The sequence below is a fragment of the Castellaniella caeni NBRC 101664 genome (assembly GCF_001592225.1).
Lineage (GTDB): Bacteria > Pseudomonadota > Gammaproteobacteria > Burkholderiales > Burkholderiaceae_B > Castellaniella > Castellaniella caeni.
In genome coordinates this window covers 62,372-80,803 of the sequence record NZ_BCWN01000007.1, presented here as the reverse complement: position 1 = coordinate 80,803, position 18,432 = coordinate 62,372, and the positions used below count along the sequence as shown (strand labels likewise).

The 18,432-nt window shown below is 69.2% G+C and carries 19 protein-coding genes; 15 read left to right on the top strand and 4 right to left on the bottom strand.

All coding sequences use genetic code 11. The annotated features are described in order from the left end of the window. Positions 1–29: 29 nt before the first annotated feature. From CCA01S_RS06460 to CCA01S_RS06415, 10 genes are all read left to right on the top strand, one after another. Positions 30–260 carry a hypothetical protein gene (locus CCA01S_RS06460; protein ID WP_066455917.1) on the top strand — a complete coding sequence of 77 codons (231 nt, stop codon included), beginning with the start codon at positions 30–32 and terminating at the stop codon, positions 258–260. Beyond that, on the top strand, positions 241–1,572 hold the full coding sequence (locus tag CCA01S_RS06455; protein WP_066455737.1) for a hypothetical protein: 1,332 nt from the start codon (positions 241–243) through the stop codon (positions 1,570–1,572). The genes CCA01S_RS06460 and CCA01S_RS06455 overlap by 20 nt, the downstream gene beginning before the upstream one ends. A gap of 37 nt (positions 1,573–1,609) precedes the next feature. Further along, on the top strand, positions 1,610–2,314 hold the full coding sequence (locus CCA01S_RS06450) for a hypothetical protein (RefSeq protein WP_066455735.1): 705 nt from the start codon (positions 1,610–1,612) through the stop codon (positions 2,312–2,314). 68 nt (positions 2,315–2,382) lie between these two features. Next, positions 2,383–3,150, top strand: a complete 768-nt coding sequence (locus CCA01S_RS06445; RefSeq protein WP_066455733.1) for a hypothetical protein — start codon at positions 2,383–2,385, stop codon at positions 3,148–3,150. Continuing rightward, the gene (cpaB, locus tag CCA01S_RS06440) at positions 3,147–4,193 is read left to right on the top strand and encodes a Flp pilus assembly protein CpaB (RefSeq protein WP_232304989.1); all 1,047 of its coding nucleotides are present in this window, start codon (positions 3,147–3,149) and stop codon (positions 4,191–4,193) included. The genes CCA01S_RS06445 and cpaB overlap by 4 nt, the downstream gene beginning before the upstream one ends. A gap of 47 nt (positions 4,194–4,240) precedes the next feature. Then, positions 4,241–5,740, top strand: coding sequence for a type II and III secretion system protein family protein (locus CCA01S_RS06435; protein ID WP_084386567.1), 1,500 nt, complete (start codon positions 4,241–4,243; stop codon positions 5,738–5,740). Further along, positions 5,709–7,442, top strand: coding sequence for a TadA family conjugal transfer-associated ATPase (locus tag CCA01S_RS06430; RefSeq protein WP_066455731.1), 1,734 nt, complete (start codon positions 5,709–5,711; stop codon positions 7,440–7,442). The genes CCA01S_RS06435 and CCA01S_RS06430 overlap by 32 nt, the downstream gene beginning before the upstream one ends. Next, a complete protein-coding gene (locus CCA01S_RS06425; RefSeq protein ID WP_066455722.1) occupies positions 7,436–8,284 on the top strand; it encodes a type II secretion system F family protein in 849 nt (282 codons plus the stop codon). The genes CCA01S_RS06430 and CCA01S_RS06425 overlap by 7 nt, the downstream gene beginning before the upstream one ends. A 77-nt stretch (positions 8,285–8,361) precedes the next feature. Continuing rightward, complete coding sequence (locus tag CCA01S_RS06420) at positions 8,362–9,222, top strand: type II secretion system F family protein (RefSeq protein ID WP_066455719.1); 861 nt, start codon at positions 8,362–8,364, stop codon at positions 9,220–9,222. 7 nt (positions 9,223–9,229) lie between these two features. Continuing rightward, the gene (locus CCA01S_RS06415; RefSeq protein ID WP_066455717.1) at positions 9,230–9,631 is read left to right on the top strand and encodes a DUF192 domain-containing protein; all 402 of its coding nucleotides are present in this window, start codon (positions 9,230–9,232) and stop codon (positions 9,629–9,631) included. On the opposite strand, the gene CCA01S_RS06410 is transcribed toward CCA01S_RS06415, so the two are convergent. Continuing rightward, entirely contained in the window at positions 9,589–10,377 is a 789-nt protein-coding gene (locus tag CCA01S_RS06410) for a BPSS1780 family membrane protein (RefSeq protein ID WP_232304987.1), read from the bottom strand. The two genes, CCA01S_RS06415 and CCA01S_RS06410, sit on opposite strands and share 43 nt — an antisense overlap. Positions 10,378–10,382: 5 nt before the next feature. Continuing rightward, positions 10,383–11,354 carry a homoserine kinase gene (locus CCA01S_RS06405; protein ID WP_066455912.1) on the bottom strand — a complete coding sequence of 324 codons (972 nt, stop codon included), beginning with the start codon at positions 11,352–11,354 and terminating at the stop codon, positions 10,383–10,385. A 166-nt stretch (positions 11,355–11,520) separates the two neighbouring features. Here CCA01S_RS06405 and dusA point away from each other — a divergent pair, with 166 nt between their 5' ends. Next, a complete protein-coding gene (gene dusA, locus CCA01S_RS06400; protein ID WP_084386564.1) occupies positions 11,521–12,585 on the top strand; it encodes a tRNA dihydrouridine(20/20a) synthase DusA in 1,065 nt (354 codons plus the stop codon). Positions 12,586–12,664: 79 nt separating this feature from the next. Here dusA and CCA01S_RS06395 read toward each other — a convergent pair whose 3' ends face one another. Both CCA01S_RS06395 and CCA01S_RS06390 read right to left on the bottom strand, forming a co-directional pair. Then, positions 12,665–13,123 carry a CBS domain-containing protein gene (locus CCA01S_RS06395; protein WP_066455708.1) on the bottom strand — a complete coding sequence of 153 codons (459 nt, stop codon included), beginning with the start codon at positions 13,121–13,123 and terminating at the stop codon, positions 12,665–12,667. A 36-nt stretch (positions 13,124–13,159) separates the two neighbouring features. Continuing rightward, entirely contained in the window at positions 13,160–14,416 is a 1,257-nt protein-coding gene (locus tag CCA01S_RS06390) for a YihY family inner membrane protein (RefSeq protein WP_066455705.1), read from the bottom strand. Positions 14,417–14,451: 35 nt separating this feature from the next. Between CCA01S_RS06390 and CCA01S_RS06385 the strand changes: the two genes are divergently transcribed. The 4 genes from CCA01S_RS06385 to CCA01S_RS06370 all read left to right on the top strand — a co-directional run bounded on the left by CCA01S_RS06385 (position 14,452) and on the right by CCA01S_RS06370 (position 18,394). Then, the gene (locus CCA01S_RS06385) at positions 14,452–14,823 is read left to right on the top strand and encodes a DUF2069 domain-containing protein (RefSeq protein WP_066455702.1); all 372 of its coding nucleotides are present in this window, start codon (positions 14,452–14,454) and stop codon (positions 14,821–14,823) included. Positions 14,824–14,840: 17 nt separating this feature from the next. Next, positions 14,841–16,322, top strand: coding sequence for a protein adenylyltransferase SelO (locus CCA01S_RS06380; RefSeq protein WP_066455904.1), 1,482 nt, complete (start codon positions 14,841–14,843; stop codon positions 16,320–16,322). Positions 16,323–16,388: 66 nt separating this feature from the next. Then, entirely contained in the window at positions 16,389–17,450 is a 1,062-nt protein-coding gene (gene aroC, locus CCA01S_RS06375) for a chorismate synthase (RefSeq protein WP_066455700.1), read from the top strand. Positions 17,451–17,548: 98 nt separating this feature from the next. Continuing rightward, a complete protein-coding gene (locus tag CCA01S_RS06370; protein WP_373278624.1) occupies positions 17,549–18,394 on the top strand; it encodes a M48 family metallopeptidase in 846 nt (281 codons plus the stop codon). Positions 18,395–18,432: the final 38 nt, after the last annotated feature.

Below are 18,432 nucleotides of genomic sequence, written 5' to 3'. Positions count from 1 at the left end.
GGGGCCTGCACCGACAGCGTGGGCAGGCCATGGTCGAGTACGTGATCGTGGTCGCCCTGGTCGCGGTGGCCGCCATCGCGGTCTATCAGCTTTTTGGCCAGGTCATCCGCGCCCAGACGGCGGCGATGGCGCGCGAGATCGCCGGAGAAGACGGCAGCGAACAGTCGCGCATGGCGCAGTCGGCCGCCGAATCGGCTGCGGCGCAGGCGGCGGCCAAGACACTGAAGTCGTTCACCGGCAATGCCGCCGCGGGGCAGTGACGTGGCGGGCGTGGGCGCCGTGCGTGCGCAACAGGGCCAGGTGCTGGTGCTGGGCATGTTGCTGGTGGCCGTGCTGGGCCTGGCCTGGCTACGCTATTTCGCCACCGGCCAGACGGTTGCCGCCAAGACCCGCCTGCTGCACGGGCTGGATGCGGCCACCTACAGCGGCGCGCTGGTACAGGCGCGCACGCTCAACCTGCTGTCTTATCTCAACCGGGCGCAGCTGGCCCATCAGCTGGCCATGGCGCACCTGCTCACCCTGGGCAGCTGGGCACATTTTGGCGGCACGCAGGCGGGTCGGCTGGCGCAGGGCAATCCACCGGCCTACCTCATCGGCATGCTGTTTGGCGCCGGGCAGGGGCGCGCCTACCTGAGCGCGGCCGCCGCCGTCGGCCTGCAGGCGCAGGTGCGCACCCAGGGGCCGCTGGGCCAAGCCTTTGCGGCGCACGAATCCTTCGTGCACGACTATGCGCGTGAATTGTCCGCGGCGCTGGTGCGCGAACTGCCGCAGACACGACTGGCCGCCATGCAAGCGGTGCTGGCCGCACACTATCCGGAACGCGCGGCCGACACGCTGCGGCCGGTGGTATCCAGCGATGGCTGGCCTGCCTTGCTGCAACGCCACGCACCCGATGCCGCCCTGTTTGCCCTGGTGCGCAAGGTGGCCGCCCCTTATGCCTTTCTGGGGCCGCGCGACTCGACCGCGCGCAATCCCTGGTCAGTCAGCCCCCGCTGCCCCAGTTTGCGCCACGAGCTGCGCCGCCGAGGCGCCACCGCGCTCGATGCCTCGGGGCGCTGGCAGGCCGGCGACACCGTGTCGTACCACGCGCTGCGCTCCAACCCGTGGATCGGGTGCTATTACCGCGAATACGCCATGGGCTGGGCCTGGATGCCTGCGCAGGCTGGGCAGGAAATCAGCCCCGATTACAGCCCCGATGCGCCCGCCGATTTTTCCGCGCAGGATTTCTGGCGCTGGGTGCAAGCGTCCACTTCTTGGGATCTGCTGGGCGGCCAGTCCAACCCGCTGGCCAATTCCTACGCCATGTTCGAGCAGTTTTCCTGGCCGTCGCGCGGCCTGGCCGCTTACTTTGACGTGGCGCCGGGGCAGGGCGCGCAGGCCGCCGCCGGATTCGTGGCCGAGCTGACGCTCGACATGCCCGAGGGGCCTTCCCTGCATGCGCGCAGCGCCGCCGAGACACTGTTTTCCCGGCCTGAACGTCGCGCCGACGGCCAGCGTGAAGCCGCCAATCTGTTTCACCCTTATTGGCAGGCCCGGCTGGCGGCGCCGCTGGCCCGCCTGCCCGGAGACTGAGATGATGCGCGGACAGGCACGTTGGCGGAGTTTGCGGATGCAGCGCGGGCAGGCTGTGGCAGAGGCGCTCGCAGTGCTGCTGGCGCTGGGCAGCCTGTGGGTGGGCGTGCTCTGGCTGGGGCGGGTGCAGGATGCCGCCTTGCAGCTGTCGCACGACAGCCGGCAAGCCGCCTTTGCCTTCGCGCACCAGGAAATGAGCCCCGCCGAGCTTGCCGCCACGTGGGCTGCCCGGCCTTCGGCCTGGGCCTCGCGGCGTCTGGATCGGCGCGGCGATCCTCTGCTGGCCGCGGTTCCCCCGCCGCACGTCGAACCCTTGCCTGGGGCCGCCGTGTCCGGGCCTGGCAATTCGTATCCGGGAGCTGCCGCGCTGCGCCAGGAGCTGGCCCTGGGCGATGGGGCGCTTTGGCGTGCCGAGGCCAGCGCCCGGACGCGCGGTACTGCGCAGCCCACGGGCGCCTTGTGGGACGTCGATCTGCGCACGTTGTCCTTGCGGCGGCAGACGGTCATTCTGCGTGGCGCCGGGGCCGCCGCGGGCGATGCGGCGGTTCAGGCCGTGCTGGGGGCCAGCGGCCAGGCCTGGGGGCAGCAGGCCCGGCAATCGCAGGCGGTGGGCCGGCAGGTCACGCAGCGGCTGCGGGGGATCGATGAAGCCTGGGGGCGCGCGCTCCCCGAATGGGACTGGCTGAGAGCCTGGACGGCAGAGGTGCCCGCCCCCCATCTGTACCCCGGAGACCAGCCATGAACGACAGGCATACACACAGATGCGCACGCGTCGGGCGCGTTCCGCGCGCCCATAGACTGCGCTGCCCGGTGGCCGCGATCCTGCTGGGCCTGGCGCTGCTGGCAAGTCGCAGCGCCGGGGCGAGCCTGCCCGCCTGGGATCCCGTCCAGGCGCTGGCGGATCAGGGCTGGCGCTGGACGCGCGAAGCAATGCCGCGACTGCCAGGGGCTGACGTCACGCTCTATCGCTTCCAGGCGCGCCAGCCACCGCTGGAAGTTGCCCGGCGGCTTCTTGCCTCGGGCCCGGCGCGCTTTGCGCGCCTGCAATGGGCGGGCGGCGTCCTGCTGCTGTCCGGCGGGCAGGGGCCAAGCCACTGGCTGGCCCAGCTGCAGGGCGACCCGCAAGGCACGCGCGGCCTGCTGTCTTCGCTGACACCCGCCGCGCCACCTTCCGGCATGCCGACCTTCGATGCGGCGCGCCTCGTGCCGCCCGGGGCGCGCCAGGTGCTGCGGACGCGCGACGACGGCCAGGCCGCAGGCGTGGTGCTGAGCGCTTTCGATTGCGACGGCACGCTGGCGCAGGTGGAGCAGGCCTTGCGCCGGGCCTTGCAAAAAGATCACTGGCAACCCGAGCAGGCCGCCGTCCGCCCGCTGTCGGATGGCCTGGTGCCGGACGGCCTGGCACCAGGTGGCCCAGAGTCCGGTGGCCTGGTGTCCGATGGGCCGCCGCCCGCCGGGCTGGCGCCCGGCATCAGCCGCTGGCGTCATGCGCAACTGGGCGGCCTGGCCCTGCACATCCGGCCCCGGACAAGCTCGGTGGCCGTGACCTTCTGGCATTATCCGCGGGAGACCCCATGACACGCTTCCTCATGCGCCTGCCCAAAACCGTGGTGCTGGCCGTCCTGGCCCTGCTGATCGGCGGCCTGGCGGCGGGTGCCCTGGCGCTGCACGTCCGTGACCGGGTGCGGCAGATCGAAGACCAGTCGCGTCTGGCGATGGTCGAGCGCGTGGTGGCCGCTGGCGATCTCGCGGCGGGCACGCGGCTGCTGCCGTCCCACCTGGCCGTGCGCAGTTTTCCCGCGCAGTGGGTCAGCCGGGATGCCTTGCCCGCCGCGCGCTACGGTGAACTCGAGGGGCGCCTGCTGACGGCGAATCTGTCGGCGGGCGAGGCCATTTTGCCTGTACACGTGCATCAGCAGCACACCGCCTTCTCGGCGCAGCTGGCCCCCGGGCGGCGCGCCATCACGCTGCCGGTGGATCAGGTCAACTCCTTATCGGGTTTGCTGCAGCCGGGCGATCTGATCGATCTCTACGTGTCCTTCGATCATCAGCGTCGACGGTTGACGGCCCCGCTGCTGCAAGGGGTGCTGGTGCTGGCCACCGGGCGCGAGACGCGCACGGGAGAGAGCGGCGCGGGCGAGCAGCACTACTCGACCGTGACGCTGGACGCGGCGCCCGACGATGTGGTCAAGCTGGTGGCCGCGCGCCAGGCGGGCACCCTGACGGCGATTCTGCGGCACCCCGAAGATGCTCAGGCTGATCGTCGCGCGGCCCGGGGCGATCTGGCGGCCCTGCTGGGCGTGAACCCGCCGCGTACGCCGACGCCGCGCAAGGCCGTGATCCTGTACGGCGCCGCGTCCGCCCGGGCCCTGCCTGCCTGGGCGCGTGGCGAAGTGGCGCAGCCAGGCCCGGGCCTGGGCCTGTTCGACCTGCCGCCGGGCCAGGCACTGAGCAGTGCCTGGATGCAGGCGTTGCGTGGCCGCTTCCCCGCGTCGTCCGACGCGCCTGCGCCATGGGCTGACGGCCTGGCGGCGGGTGCGGCGTTGACAGATGGCCCGGAAGAAGAATCGGGGGATGAACTGCATGAAGGGCTGCTTGAGCAGCCGGGAGAGCGACCATGAGCCGTATTCTGAGACGCTGGGGCGGCGCGCGCGGTCGTCGGCAGGTCATGCGCCTGTGCCTGCTGGCGGGGCTGGGGGTCTGGCTGTGGAACCCGGCCGTGGCGGCCACGGCACGCGAACGCGAGACGCCGCTTGCCTTGCAGGCGGGTGAAGTGCGCGTGCTGGGGATCCCCGGCGTGGCGCGGGTGGCGGTGGGCGACGGCAAGGTGCTCAACGCAGTCAGTACGGACGACCGCGAGGTCATTATCTTCGCACGCAAGCCTGGCTTCAGCACCCTGCATGCCTGGACGGCCGATGGCCAGGTGCAGCGCTATGCCGTCGAGGTGGCGCCCGAGGGGATGCGCCAGCTGCAGGACGAGCTGCGCACAGTGCTCGAGCGCATTCCGGGGGCGCGCGTCACGGCGCTGGGCGAAAAACTGCTGATCGAGGGCGATGATCTGTCCGACGGCGACCGGCAGCGCCTGGCCGAGCTGGGCCGCCGCTACCCGCAGCTGCTGGATTTCACCGGCACGGTCGGTTGGGATCAGATGGTGCTGCTGGACGTGCAGGTCGTCGAGGTGCCCAAAACCCTGCTGCGTGAGCTGGGTCTGCGCTGGAATCCGCAAGGCACGGGCGGGTTGACCGCGGCCCTGGGCTGGGACGGCGGTTCGCGCCGCCTGGCCGAACGTCCGGGCGAGAGCGTGCTGCCCCTGGCGTTTCCCGCAGCCCGGGCGGCGGGCTATTTCGGCATCAATGCCTTGCTCTCCGCGCAGATCAATCTGCTGGCCCAGGAGGGCCGCGCCGTGGTGCTGGCCCAGCCTCAGCTGCTGGCCAGAAGCGGCGCTACCGCCGAGTTCCTGGCAGGGGGCGAGGTGCCCTACAGCACGGTGGATCACAACGGCAACACCCAGACGGCTTTCAAGCCCTATGGCGTTTCCCTGCGGATCACGCCCTCGGTGGAACGCAACGGCGCCGTGCGCTCGCGCATCGAGGTCGAGGTGAGTTCGGTGGATACGGCGCTCTCGGTGCCCGGAGGGCCCTCGCTCAAGACGCGCCGGACAGCCACCGAGTTCAACGTGCGCTCGGGTCAGACGCTGGTGCTCGCGGGCTTTCTGTCGCGCGAAACGGCGGACAACGTCGATCGGGTGCCCGGCCTGGGATCCGTGCCCATTCTCGGTGCGCTGTTTCGTTCAACGCGGTTTCAGAAAAACGACACCGAACTGGCCATTCTCGTCACGCCGCAGCTCGTCACCGCCGAGCACCCGGACATACGCGCCCGGGTCGGGCGCACAGCTGCCGTCCTGCGGCAGGCATTTCCCGCCGCGCCCAGCCTCGTGAACCCGATCCGTCCCGCGAGCAGCCTGCCCGTTGCCCGGCCCGTGCCGCGCTGGGATCCGCTCGCGTCCGGGCCCGGCTCCCAGTGGCGGACGCCGGTGGGGACACGGGACGGCCAGGGTGGGGGCGCTGCGTCGTCCGCGGCGCGCCTGCCGAGCGACAGCCGCGAGACGAACGAACATCAGGCAACTGGAGGTCAACATGGCTCAGGTGGAACTGGAACTGCGTTTTGAGGATGGCCGCATCGAGCGCGGGTGCTATCCCTTGCCCGTCTCGATCGGCAGGGACCCGGCGTGTAGCCTCAATCTGAAGACCTGGCGGGTGGCGCGCCATCATGCGCAGATCGTGCTGCGCGAAGATCAGCTCTGGCTGGAGGACGGTGGCTCGATTTTCGGTTCTATCGTCAATGGCGCCCGGGTGGCGTCCTTCGGCCCGATCGAGCCGCAGGACGAACTGGTGATCGGCCCCTGCCTGCTGCAGGTGCGCCAGCGGCTCGAAGATGCCCCGGCGGTGCCGCCCGCCGCCTCCCCGCCGCCCGCAGTGTCGGCCCAGTCCCCGTCTTTGGTCGTGCCGTCCCTCGCGGATGCGGCCTGCGAGCTGCACGAGCCCGAACCCGTGACGGCGCACCGGTACGCACACTCGCCCGCGGGGCAGCAGATCCGGCGGCGCCTGCACGAGGGTCTCATCGCTGCCTTGCAGCTGCGGCGGCGGGACATCGCCGGCATGAGCGATGCCGCCTTGCGCGCCGAGGCGACGCGCGTGTTGCAAGACCTCATGGCCGCAGACGCCGCGCTGCCGCCGCAGATCGATCCGGCGCGGCTGCTGCGCGAGCTGGTCGATGAGGCCGTGGGGCTGGGGCCGCTCGAACCCCTGCTGGCCGATCCGGCGGTAACCGAAATCATGGTGAACCGGCACGACGAGATTTTCGTCGAGCGGGGTGGTTGCCTCGTGCGCGACACCGCGAGCTTCAGCGGCGAAGCGGCGGTGCTCGGGGTGATCGAACGCATCGTCTCGCCCCTGGGGCGTCGTATCGACGAGAGCGCTCCCATGGTGGACGCCCGCCTGCGGGACGGCTCGCGCGTCAACGCGGTCATCGCGCCCATTGCCTTGCGCGGGGCGAGCCTGACCATTCGCAAGTTTCCGGCGCGCAGGCTGACCATGGACGACTTGCTGGCGACGGGCGCACTGGACGTGCCCATGGCCCGCTTTCTGTCGCATTGCGTCCGGCAGCGAAAAAACCTGGTGGTGTCGGGCGGCACCGGCTCGGGCAAGACCAGCCTGCTCAACATCCTGTCCAACGCCATCCCGGCGCACGAACGCATCATCACGATCGAAGATGCCGCCGAACTGCGCTTGAACCACGATCATCTGGTCAGCCTGGAGGCGCGTCCGCCCAATCTCGAGGGCCGGGGCCGTATCGACATCCGCGACCTGGTACGCAACGCTTTGCGCATGCGGCCCGACCGCATCGTCGTCGGTGAGTGCCGGGGCGGCGAGGCCTTCGACATGCTGGCCGCCATGAATACTGGGCACGAGGGTTCACTCACCACCTTGCACGCCAACAGCCCGCGCGACGCCCTGGGACGTCTGGAAACCATGATTCTGATGGCGGGCATGGATCTTCCCCTGGCCGCAGTGCGCGAGCACATCGCCGCGGCCATCGATTTCATCGTGCAACTGAGCCGGGCGGCGGATGGCCGACGGCTGCTCACCGCCATCGTTCAGGTCACGGGCATCGAAAGCGGCCGCATCCAGTTGCAGGATCTGTTTCTCGGTGAGGCGGGGCCGCCCGCCGTCTTCCAGGGCTGCGGGCTTTTGCCGGAAGGCTTTTCCGGGCTTGCCGCCTTGGACATCGGCCTGTTTTCCCAGCGCACGGTGCGCCAGGGCCACGCGGTACTGGCGGACGGCGCGCGCCTCCAGGAGCTGCCATGCTGATGCTGATCCTGCTGCCCGTGATCGGCGTGTGCGTCGCCTATGCGGCCTGGTTGCTGCTGCGCCGCGCGCTCCAGGCCTGGGAACACTACCAGCATCGCCTGCACGCCGAAACCCAGCGCACGCTGGACGCCGCCTTTCTCTTTCTCGACGTGCGGCAGCTGCGGCCCGCCGTGCTCGGCGTCGGGGCGGTGTTCCTGCTGCTGTGCGCCTGGCTGCTGGGCCGCTGGTGGGGCGTGCTGCCGCTGTTGTGCGGGATGTTGCTGGCGCCCTCCGTGGCCTTGCGCCTGCTGCGCCGCCGCCGCGAGCAACTGTTCGACACTCAGCTGCCCGACCTGATGCAGGCGCTGGCCGGTGCCTTGCGCGCCGGGGCCGGCCTGCAGGCGGCCCTGCAGCATCTGGTTGCCCAGTCGCGTCCGCCGCTGGCGCAGGAATTCGCCCTCATGCTGCGCGAGCAGCGCCTGGGGCTGGGCTTTCACGCGGCCTTGCAACAGCTGCGCCAGCGCATGCCCACCGAGTCCTGCGGCCTGGTGGTCTCCGCCCTGGGGATTGCCGCGCAGACGGGCGGCAGCCTGGCCGACACGCTGGAAAACATCGCCCAAACCCTGCGCACCCGCCAGCACTGGCTGGGCCGCGTCCGGGCGTTGACGGCGCAAGGCCGCATGCAAAGCCACCTGATGGCGGGCTTGCCGCTGCTGCTGTTGCTGGTGCTGAGCCGCCTCGAACCGCAGGCCATGGCGCTTTTGTGGCAGACCTGGTACGGCTGGCTCGTGCTGTGTGGCATCGTGCTGCTCGAAGGGGCGGGTATCTTCTGGATTCGGCGCGTGGCCGCCATCCAGGTCTGAGCATCATGAACGGGCCCGGACGCCGCAGCCGCGCGGTGCGTCAGGCAAAGAGGGACAGAGATGAAGAGGAGGCAGGAATGATCTGGTTCTGGCTGGGGGTGGGCTTGGCCGCCGTGGCCGTATGGCTTGCCTGCTGGGCCCTGGGATGGCCCTGGGCCCGTTTGTCCGCGCCACAGGCCCGCGCACAACCCCTCTGGTGGCCCTGGGTCGCGGCGCTGGCCCCCTGGTGCGCCCCCTTCGTCACCTGGGCCATGCGCCGCTGGCTGCAGCAGTGGGGGCCGCGCGCGGGTTTGGCGTCCGTCTGGCTGCCCGAGCGCTGGCTGGCGGCGCAGCTGCTGCTGGCCGCGCTGGGCGGCTTGCTGGCCGGGGCCTCGGCCTGGATGCTGGAGGCCTCGGTGCGCGTGGCCCTGGTGCTGGTGGTGGCGGCGGGCTGCCTGGGATACTGCCTGCCTGGCCAGTCGCTGCGCCGCAAGGCGGCCGTCCGGCGTCAGCAGATGCTGCGCGAACTGCCTTTCATGCTCGACCTGATGACGCTGTGTGTGGAGGCCGGCCTGAGCCTGTCCGCCGCCTTGCGCCAGGTGGCCGAGCACGCGCCCGCGGGGCCTTTGCGCCAGAGCCTGCGCGAGGCGGCCGCGCTCGAACGCACCGGTGTCGAGCGCGCGCACTGGCTTGAACGTTGGGCACAGTGGGCCGATCTGCCGGGCGTGCGCAATCTGGTGCTGGCGCTGGCGCAGGCCGACCGGCTGGGCATGAGCCTGGGGCCCTTGTTGCGGGCGCAGGCCGAACGTCAGCGCAGCGAACGCTTTCTGCGTGCCGAAACCCTGGCTTTGCAGGCGCCGGTGAAGATGCTGTTTCCCATGGTGGTCTGCATTTTTCCCTGTACCTTCCTCGTCATCGGCTTTCCCATTGCCGTCAAGCTGCTGGATGCCGGGTTCTGATCCAGGGATGCGCAGCGGGCGCGAGCAGGGCGGGTGCTGCTGGGGCGGGCCGGATGACGTCCCGGCCTGGGGGCCTGCCAGCGGCCCGCTGGCGCTGGTGGTGGCGCGCACGTTCGGGCAGCGCTTCTGGGGGCTGCATCGCTCGCCCCGGTGGGGCGCCGCGCCGTGGGGCCTGTTGTTGCCCACCTGCCGCAGCGTGCATACCCTGGGGCTGCGGCGCGCGCTCGACGTGGTGTTTCTGGATGCGGCGGGCCGGGTGTTGCGCCTGGCGGGCGGCGTGCCGCCCAACCGGCTGGTCGGGTGCCGCCGCGCCGCCTGCGTGCTGGAGCTGCCGGACGGCTACTGCCGCCAGGCCGGCTGGGCGGCTCAGGCGGAATCGGCCGTGCGACTTTGGAAGATGGTGTCGTAGATGGGGTAGAAGGTGCAATACAGCAGGGCGGTGATCAGGATGTCCAGTATGAGCGTTGCCCAGGCCAGGGCCGTGGCCGAGGCGCCCGCGGCCAGCAGGGCATCCAGCAAGCTGTGCAGACCGAAGAACAGGGCGGCCCAGCTGCTCGCGTACAGTGCGATGGCCCACTTGTTGCGCCAGCAGGCCACCATCGAGTAGAACAGGGCGCGGCGCAGGGGCAGGCCGTGCCAGCCCATCAGGGCCGGAGCATGCCAGAACAGGGCCGACAGCAGCACATAGAACAGCCCGAAGACGATGAAGGGCCGGGTCATGGCGTCCGCCAGGGCTTCATAGTCGGGCTGTGCCCCGGTGCCGATGGCCGCCACCAACGACGACAGAAAGGGCAGCACCGACGCCAGCGCCGCCAGCATCATGCAGCCCAGGTAGACGAACCCCAGACGCAGCAGGGCGCGCGTCACGCCGGGCGTCTTCAGCGGCTGCAGCCACAGGCCGGGCAGCATGCGCTGCCCCTGGCTGATCGTCCGGCAGGCGCACAGCGTGAGAAAAGTCAGCAGTGGCGTCAGGGCGACCAGCACCGTTTGCCCGATGATGGGAATGGCCGAGCCCAAGTTGATGAGAAAGCTGGTGAAGGTGCTCCAGAAGATCAGCGCCAACGGCTGGCGGCGAAAGAGGGCGTAGCCCTGGGCGATCCAGGCCCAGCCCGCGCTGGGCGGCAGCAGGGCGGCTTGCAAAGAGAAGGTGTTCATGCGGGTCAGAGCGGAAGCGGGGGGGCGGCCTGCGTGCTGCGCAGCCGCAGGATGCGCTCGAAGTGGCGCGGGTCATGCGGCTTGAGCGTCTGGGCCGGGCGCGGCAGGTAAAAATCGTACAGGCGCGAGATCCAGAAGCGCAGCGCCGCGGCGCGCAGCACGGCGGGCCAGGCGACGCGTTCTTCGTCGGTGAAGGGGCGCACTTCGTGGTAGGCCTGCAGCCAGGCTTGCAGGCGCTGGCGGATGAAGGCGCCGGACGCGCGCCGGATGCACCAGTCGTTGACGCTGACGGCCACGTCAAACAGCCAGGTGTCGCAGCCGGCGAAGTAGAAGTCGATGAAGCCGCCCATCTGGGGGCATTCGTAGGTGCCGTCAAACAGCACGTTGTCGCGGAAAAGATCGCAGTGAGCGGGCCCGGCGGGCAGGCACGCCAGCCGCCCCGAGGCCGCCAGCGCGGATTGTTCGGCCAGCGTGGTGTTCAGCAAGGTCGCCTGGCTGGCGCTGAGAAAGGTCTGCAGCTTGGGCGCCGTTTCCTGCCACCAGGGCAGGCCGCGCAGATTGGGCTGGTGGATGCCGAAGTCGCGCGCGGCCAGGTGCGCCTGCGCCAGGGTGCGGCCGGCCAGCGCGCAGTGGGCCGGGCCGGGTTCGGGCTCGTAGCCCCCTTTCAGGCGCGTCACGATGGCGGCGGGCTTGCCGTGCAGTTCGGTGATGCGCGCGCCGTTGCGCAGCGTCTGCGGTTCGGGCACCGGCACGCCGCGCGTAGCCAGGTGGTGCATGAGTTCGATGTAGAACGGCAGCTGCCGCGCCGTCAGCACCTCGAACAGGGTCAGCACGTAGGCGCCTTCTGTCGTATCCAGAAAATAGTTGGTGTTTTCGATGCCCGCCGTGATGCCCCGCAGGGCAACGAGTTCGCCCAGGCGGTAGTGTTGCAGGAGGACGCGGGCATCGTCTTCGGAGACGGAAGTGAATACGGCCATGAACAAAGGAGGCCGCGCGAGCGGCCATCACGAGAGACGATCAACGCGGCATTTTAGTCGAAAGCTTCGGACGGGGCCGCGGCGTCGCGCGCGCGGCCCCGGTGCCCGAAATGCCGCAGTGTCCGCCGGGATGCCGCCGCACCCGTAAAATAGCGGGATGGATCCCTTGCAAAATTCGTCGTGGCGCCTGTGTGTGGCCCCCATGATCGACGTCACCGACCGCCACTGCCGTTATTTTCATCGCCTGCTGGCGCCGCGGGCGCGCCTGTACACCGAAATGATCACCACTGGCGCCTTGCTGCATGGCGACGTGGCACGGCATCTGGATTTTGCCGCCGCCGAACACCCGGTGGCTCTGCAGCTGGGCGGCAGCGAGCCGCAGGCGCTGGCGCGCAGCGCCCGGCTGGGGGCTGACTGGGGTTATGACGAAATCAACCTCAACTGCGGCTGTCCGTCCGAACGCGTGCAGAAGGGGGCTTTTGGCGCCTGCCTGATGGCCGAGCCGCGGCTGGTGGCTGATTGCGTGCGCGCCATGCAAGATGCCGTCTCGGTGCCGGTCACCGTCAAGCACCGCCTCGGGCTCGATTACGATGAATCGTATGGTTTCGTGCGCGACTTCGTCGGCACCCTGTACGACACTGGCTGCCGCGTCTTCATCGCCCATGCGCGCAACGCCGTACTCAAGGGCCTGTCGCCAAAAGACAATCGCGAAAAACCGCCCCTGCGCTACGCCGAGGTGCTGCGCCTGAAGCAGGACTTCCCCGATGCCGTCATCGTGCTCAATGGCGGGCTCAGCGAGGTGGACGCCTGCGTCGAATGGATGCAGCGCCTGGACGGCATCATGCTGGGGCGCGCGGCCTGGCACCATCCGGACATCCTGGCCGAGCTCGATCAGCGGTTGGATGGGCTGGACGCGGCTCCTGCCGCCTCCCACGGCGTCTCCGCCTACGCGGCGCGTACCGCCGTGTCGCCTGCCGGTACGACGGCGGGCACCGCCCAGCCGCCTGTGCCGCTGGACGCGGAGCAGATACTGGAACGCTTGCTGGTCTATGTCGCCGAGCAGCACGCGCAGGGCGTGCCGCTGCACATTCTGGTGCGTGGCCTGCTAGGCTGGCACACGGGGCGCCCGGGCGCGCGCCAATGGCGCCGCCTGCTGTCCGACCCGAAGGCCCTGAAAGCGGAAGGCCCGGCGCTGTTGCGTCGGGCCTGGCAGACCTTGATGGCGGCGTAGTGCTTGGAAGCCCGCATCCAGGCCTGAACGCAGGCTGGATGCGAAGCCGTCGGCGCTGGGCGGGCGATGCCCTGTCGCGTCAGCGCGCGGCGCTGGCGTCTTCGGCGGGCCAGTCGCGGATATAGGCCTTGAGCATGTCGTTTTCAAACTGCTGGGCCTCGACGATGGCGCGCGCCATGTCGTAGAACGAGATGACGCCCATGAGGGTGGGGCCGTCCATCACCGGGATGTAGCGGGCGTGCTTGTCGAGCATGAGGCGCTGCACTTCGTCGGCGTCGGTGTTGGGCGTGACGCTGACCGGGGCATCGTCCATGATGCTGCGCACGGTGTAGTCGCCGGTCTGCCCCTGGTGTGCGTTCAGGTGGTTGATGATTTCACGAAAGGTGAGCATGCCCACCAGCTGGCCGTGTTCCATGATGACCAGCGAGCCGATGTCGAGCTGGCTCATGGTGGAAATTGCATCCTTCACCGGCATGTCGGGGCTTCCGGTATATAGAGTGTGCCCCTTCACTCTGAGGATTTCATTGACTTTCAACATGATGGTTTCCTTCGTGCCACACACGGGCCATTTTCGTTATTGTGCATCATCCCCTTGGTTTGCGGTAGCGTCGTTCAGGAAGAATTCATCCAGCGTGGGCGCCTGGCCTTGCAGCGTGCGCGCCAGCGCGTCCAGCGTGCCGATCCGCAGCGTGGCCTGGCCGCGATCGAGCAGCATGTGGTCGGTGAGCGGGCCCAGGCTGGCCCGCTGCGGGTCGCAGGCCAGCACCCACAGCTCGCTGTCGGCGGTGGGCACGGCATAGCCCAGTTCGCGCAGCACCGCCAGGATGTCGTGCAGCGTGTCCGGATGCATGCGCAGGTGTTTTTCGAGAAAGCCCAGGCTGCGGCCAGGCGGCAGGCCGTCGCGCGCGCGCCAGAGCAGTCGCAAAATGCCCAGCGCATCGATGATCTGGGCGCCGGGCTGACGCTGCAGTGCCCAGCGGTGCAGGCGCAGGGCGGGCAGCAGCGACGCCACTGTGGCCCCCAGCAGCACGACCAGCCAGGACAGGTAAATCCACAGCAGGAAAATGGGCAGCGTGGCGAAGGCGCCGTAGATGACGGTATAGGACGGAAAGGCCGTCAGATACCAGGTGAATGCGGCCTTCATCAGGGACAGCACCAGGGCCGTGCCCAGGCCGCCCAGCAGGGCGTCGCGCCAGAGCACGCGGCAGTTGGGCACGAACACGAACAGGGCCGTGAAGCCCAGCACCGACACCAGGAAGGGTACGATTCCCAGCAGCAGGCCCAGCCCGGCGGGCAGGTCGCCAATGTAGCCCAGCGATGCGCGCGCCAGTACCGAGGTGGCCCAGAGGCTGGCGCCCACGAGAATGGGCCCCAGCGAGATGATGGCCCAGTACACCAGCAGGCGCTGGCGCAGGGGGCGTTGGCGGGCGACGTTCCAGATTTCGTTGAAGGCCTCGTCGATGGTCATGATGAGGAGAATCGTGGTCACCACCAGAAAGCCGCCGCCCACCGCCGTCAACCCCGAGGCCTGCGCGGCGAACTGGTTGAGATAGCGCATGATGGTGTCGGACACCGAGGGTGGCAGCAGGCTTTCGCTGAGGAAGGTTTCGAGCGCTTGGTGAAACTGCGCGAACAGCGGAAACGCCGTGAAGAGCGCGAGCACCACGGCCAGGGTGGGGACGATAGCCAGCACCGTGGTGAAGGTGAGGCTGGAGGCCACGCGCGTGAGCTTGCGGTGGCCGGCGAAGTCGAGCGTGAAGCGCAGCATGTCCAGCGCACGGGCGTGGCGCTGGGCGGGGGGCTCGGGGGCGGTCTGTGGCGGGCTGGTCATGGAGGGGCTACCGGGTTTCGAGCCATAATAGCAGCATGGAAACCAAACTGAATCCAGGCCTGCATCGGCTGGCTTGCGCCTGCCTGCTGGGCCTCATCGCACTGTGCGTCGGCTGGGAACTCTGGTGGGCGCCCCTGCGCCCCCACGGTTCGCTCATGGCGCTCAAGGCCGTGCCGCTGCTGTTTGCCGTGCGCGGTGTCCTGCGCGCGCGCCTCTATACCCTGCAATGGGTCTCGATGCTCAGCCTGCTGTACCTGATGGAAGGGGTCGTGCGGGCCTGGTCGGACATCCTGCCGCTGTCGCGCGCGTTGGCGGGGCTTGAAATCGTCCTGGCTCTGGGCCTGTATCTGGCCGCCATCCTGTACGTGCGCCCCGCCAAGCGGGCGGCCAAGGCGGCCGCCAAGTGAGCACGACCATGGGCACCATGAGCACGTCACATGCGCTTTTCGCGCCCGGGCGGACGGGGTGCTCGTTTGCCAGTCTGCCCGCGACGTTTTATCGCCAGGTTCGGCCGCGTCCGCTCACCGAGCCGCGCCTGCTGCACGCCAATCCGGCGGCGGCTGCCTTGCTGGGCCTGGATGCCGCCGACCTGGATTCCGCGGCCTTTCTGCGCCTGTGCTCGGGGCAGGACGGTTTGCCGGGCGTGGCGCCGCTGGCCACTGTGTACAGCGGCCATCAGTTCGGCGTCTGGGCCGGGCAGCTGGGCGATGGGCGCGCCCACTTGCTGGGCGACGTCGCGGGGCCGCGGGGCCGCTTTGAAATCCAGCTCAAGGGCTCGGGCCGCACGCCGTTCTCGCGCATGGGCGACGGCTGGGCGGTGCTGCGCTCCAGCGTGCGCGAATACCTGGCCAGTGCGGCGATGGCTGGCCTGGGCATTCCCACTACCCAGGCGTTGGCGCTGGTGGCTTCGCGCGACCCCGTCATGCGTGAGACCCTTGAAACCGCGGCGGTCGTCACGCGCCTGGCGCCCACCTTCGTACGCTTTGGCCATTTCGAGCACTGGGCGGGTTCGCACGACGATCAGGCGGCCTTGCTGTGCTACGTCGTGCGGCACTGGTATCCGCAGTGCCTGGTCGGGCCGGATGCGGCGCCCGACCTGCCCGCCACGGCCTGCCAGCTGCTGGCCGAAGTCTGCCGTCGCACCGCGCGCCTGATCGCCCAGTGGCAGCTGGCGGGTTTCTGCCATGGCGTCATGAATACCGACAATATGTCGATCCTGGGGCTGACCCTGGACTACGGCCCCTACGGCTTCATGGATACCTTCCAGGCCAATCACGTCTGCAACCACAGCGACACGCAGGGGCGCTACGCCTGGAACGCCCAGCCCGCGGTGGCGCGCTGGAACCTGTACCGCCTGGCGGGCAGCCTGATGGTGCTGGGCTGCGTCCGGGAAGACCTCGAAGCCGCGCTGGCGCCCTTCGAGGCCGAATTCTTGCAGGCCTACCACGCCGGGATGGCGCGCAAACTGGGCTTGCCCGACTGGCGCGCCGAAGACGTCCAGCTGGGCGACGACTGGTGGGCTCTGCTGCACGAGCAGCGCGCCGACTTCACCCTGGCCTTCCGTTGTCTGGCCGCCGACCCGGCAGGCGCCTCGGCCTGGCTGGCGCTGTTTGCCGATCCGGCGGCGGCGCGGGGCTGGCTGGCCCGCTACCGGGCACGGCTGGCGCAAAGTCCGGTGCCCGCGCCCGAGCGCCGACGGGCCATGGACGCTGCCAATCCCCTGTACGTGCTGCGCAATCACCTGGCGCAGCAGGCCATCGTCGCGGCGCAGGCTGGCGACGGCAGTGAGATCGAACGCTTGATGCGGCTGCTGGCCGCGCCCTATGCCGAGCGACCCGGTTTCGACGCCTACGCGCGCCCGCCCGACGCGAACGTCCTGCCGGTGGCCGTCAGCTGCTCGTCCTGAATCTGGGCGATGCCCATGCCATAATGGGCCTTCCTTTCGTTCAATTTTTCCCACCGCATATCGACCATGTCCGGCAATACTCTGGGTACTCTGTTTCGCGTGACCAACTTCGGTGAATCCCACGGGCCCGCCATCGGCGCCGTCATCGATGGCTGCCCGCCAGGCCTGCCGCTCACCGAGGCCGACATCCAGGTCGAGCTCGACCGGCGGCGACCCGGCACCTCGCGCCACGTTACACAGCGGCGCGAGCCCGACACCGTGGAAATCCTCTCTGGCGTCTTCGAGGGCCAGACCACCGGCACGCCCATCGGGCTGCTGATCCGCAACACCGACGCCCGCAGCCGCGATTACACCAATATTGCCGATACCTTCCGCCCGGGGCATGCCGATTACACCTACTGGAAAAAATACGGCATCCGTGATCCGCGTGGCGGCGGCCGCTCGTCGGCGCGTCTGACGGCGCCCACGGTGGCGGCGGGGGCCGTGGCGCGCAAGTGGCTGCTGCAAGAATGCGGCGTGCGCATCCGCGGCTACATGAGCCAGTTGGGGCCCATCCCCATTCCGTTCGACTCCTGGGATCACGTTTCCACCAACCCCTTTTACGCGCCCAACGCCCAGATCGTGCCACAGCTCGAGGCCTTCATGGATCAGCTGCGTCACGACGGGGATTCCATCGGCGCACGCATCGAGGTGCAGGCCGAGGGCCTGCCCGCGGGCTGGGGCGAACCCATTTACGATCGCCTGGACGCCGACATCGCCCACGCCATGATGGGGCTCAATGCCGTCAAGGGGGTGTCCATCGGCTCAGGCTTCGACTGCATCGCCATGCGTGGGTCGGAACACGGCGACGAGCTCAGCCCCGACGGTTTTCTCGCCAATCACGCTGGCGGCGTGCTGGGCGGCATTTCTTCCGGCCAGCCGCTCACGGTATCGCTGGCCGTCAAGCCCACGTCCAGCATCCGCGTCGAGCGCCGCTCGGTCAACCGCGCCAACGATCCGGTGATGGTGCAGACCATCGGCCGCCACGACCCGTGCGTGGCCATCCGCGCCACACCCATCGCCGAGGCGCTGCTGGCCATCGTGCTCATGGATCACGCCTTGCGCCATCGCGGCCAGTGCGCCCGATAAGCAATCAACCCGCCGGTGGACTCTGTTAAAGAAGGTGTGTGCGTGTCTGGCGCTGGCAACTGTCCACCCTGCACCATGCGCCCCGCAGGAGACAGCTGATGAAAATCATGCAATCGATGCCCGCCTGGAAGTCATGGACGATGCGTACTGCCGTGGCTCTAGCGGTGCTGGTCGGCCTGTCGGCCTGCGCCCCGGTGCAGACCACGCAATCCGGGCTGGTGGGTGTCAACCGCACCCAGTACATGTCCAGCCTGGTCTCCAGCACCGAACTGAACCAGGAAGCGGCCACCCAGTACCGCCAGATTCTCGACAAGGCACGCACGCAGAAGGCGCTCGACCCCTCGGCGGCGCAGACGCAGCGCGTACAGGCCATTGCCCGGCGTCTTATTGCGCAAACGGGCGCCTTTCGCCCCGATGCCGCACAGTGGGCTTGGGAAATCCACGTGCTCAAGTCCGACGAGGTCAACGCCTGGTGCATGCCGGGCGGCAAGATCGCGGTATACACGGGCCTGCTCGACAAGATCAAGCCCACGGACGCCGAGCTGGCCGCCGTCATGGGGCACGAAATCGCACACGCGCTGCGCGAGCACGCCCGTGAGCAGGTGTCGCGCCAGATGGGGGCCAGCGTGGGCATTTCGATCCTGGCCGCCATCACCGGCAGCCAGGCCGTGGCCGACCTGGGCTCGAACCTGACCCAGGTGATGTTCACCCTGCCCAACAGTCGCGCCAACGAGACCGAGGCCGATCACATGGGCGTCGAACTCGCGGCGCGCGCGGGCTACGACCCGCGGGCCGCCATCACTTTGTGGCAGAAGATGGGCCAGGCGGGCGGCAGTGCGCCGCCCGAGATCCTGTCTACCCACCCGTCGTCGGCCAGCCGCATGCAAGACCTCGACAAGGTATCAGCCCAGGTGCTGCCGCTGTACCAGCAAGCCAAGAAATAAACACGCATCGCTTCCCTGGCCACCAGAGCGATCGGCCC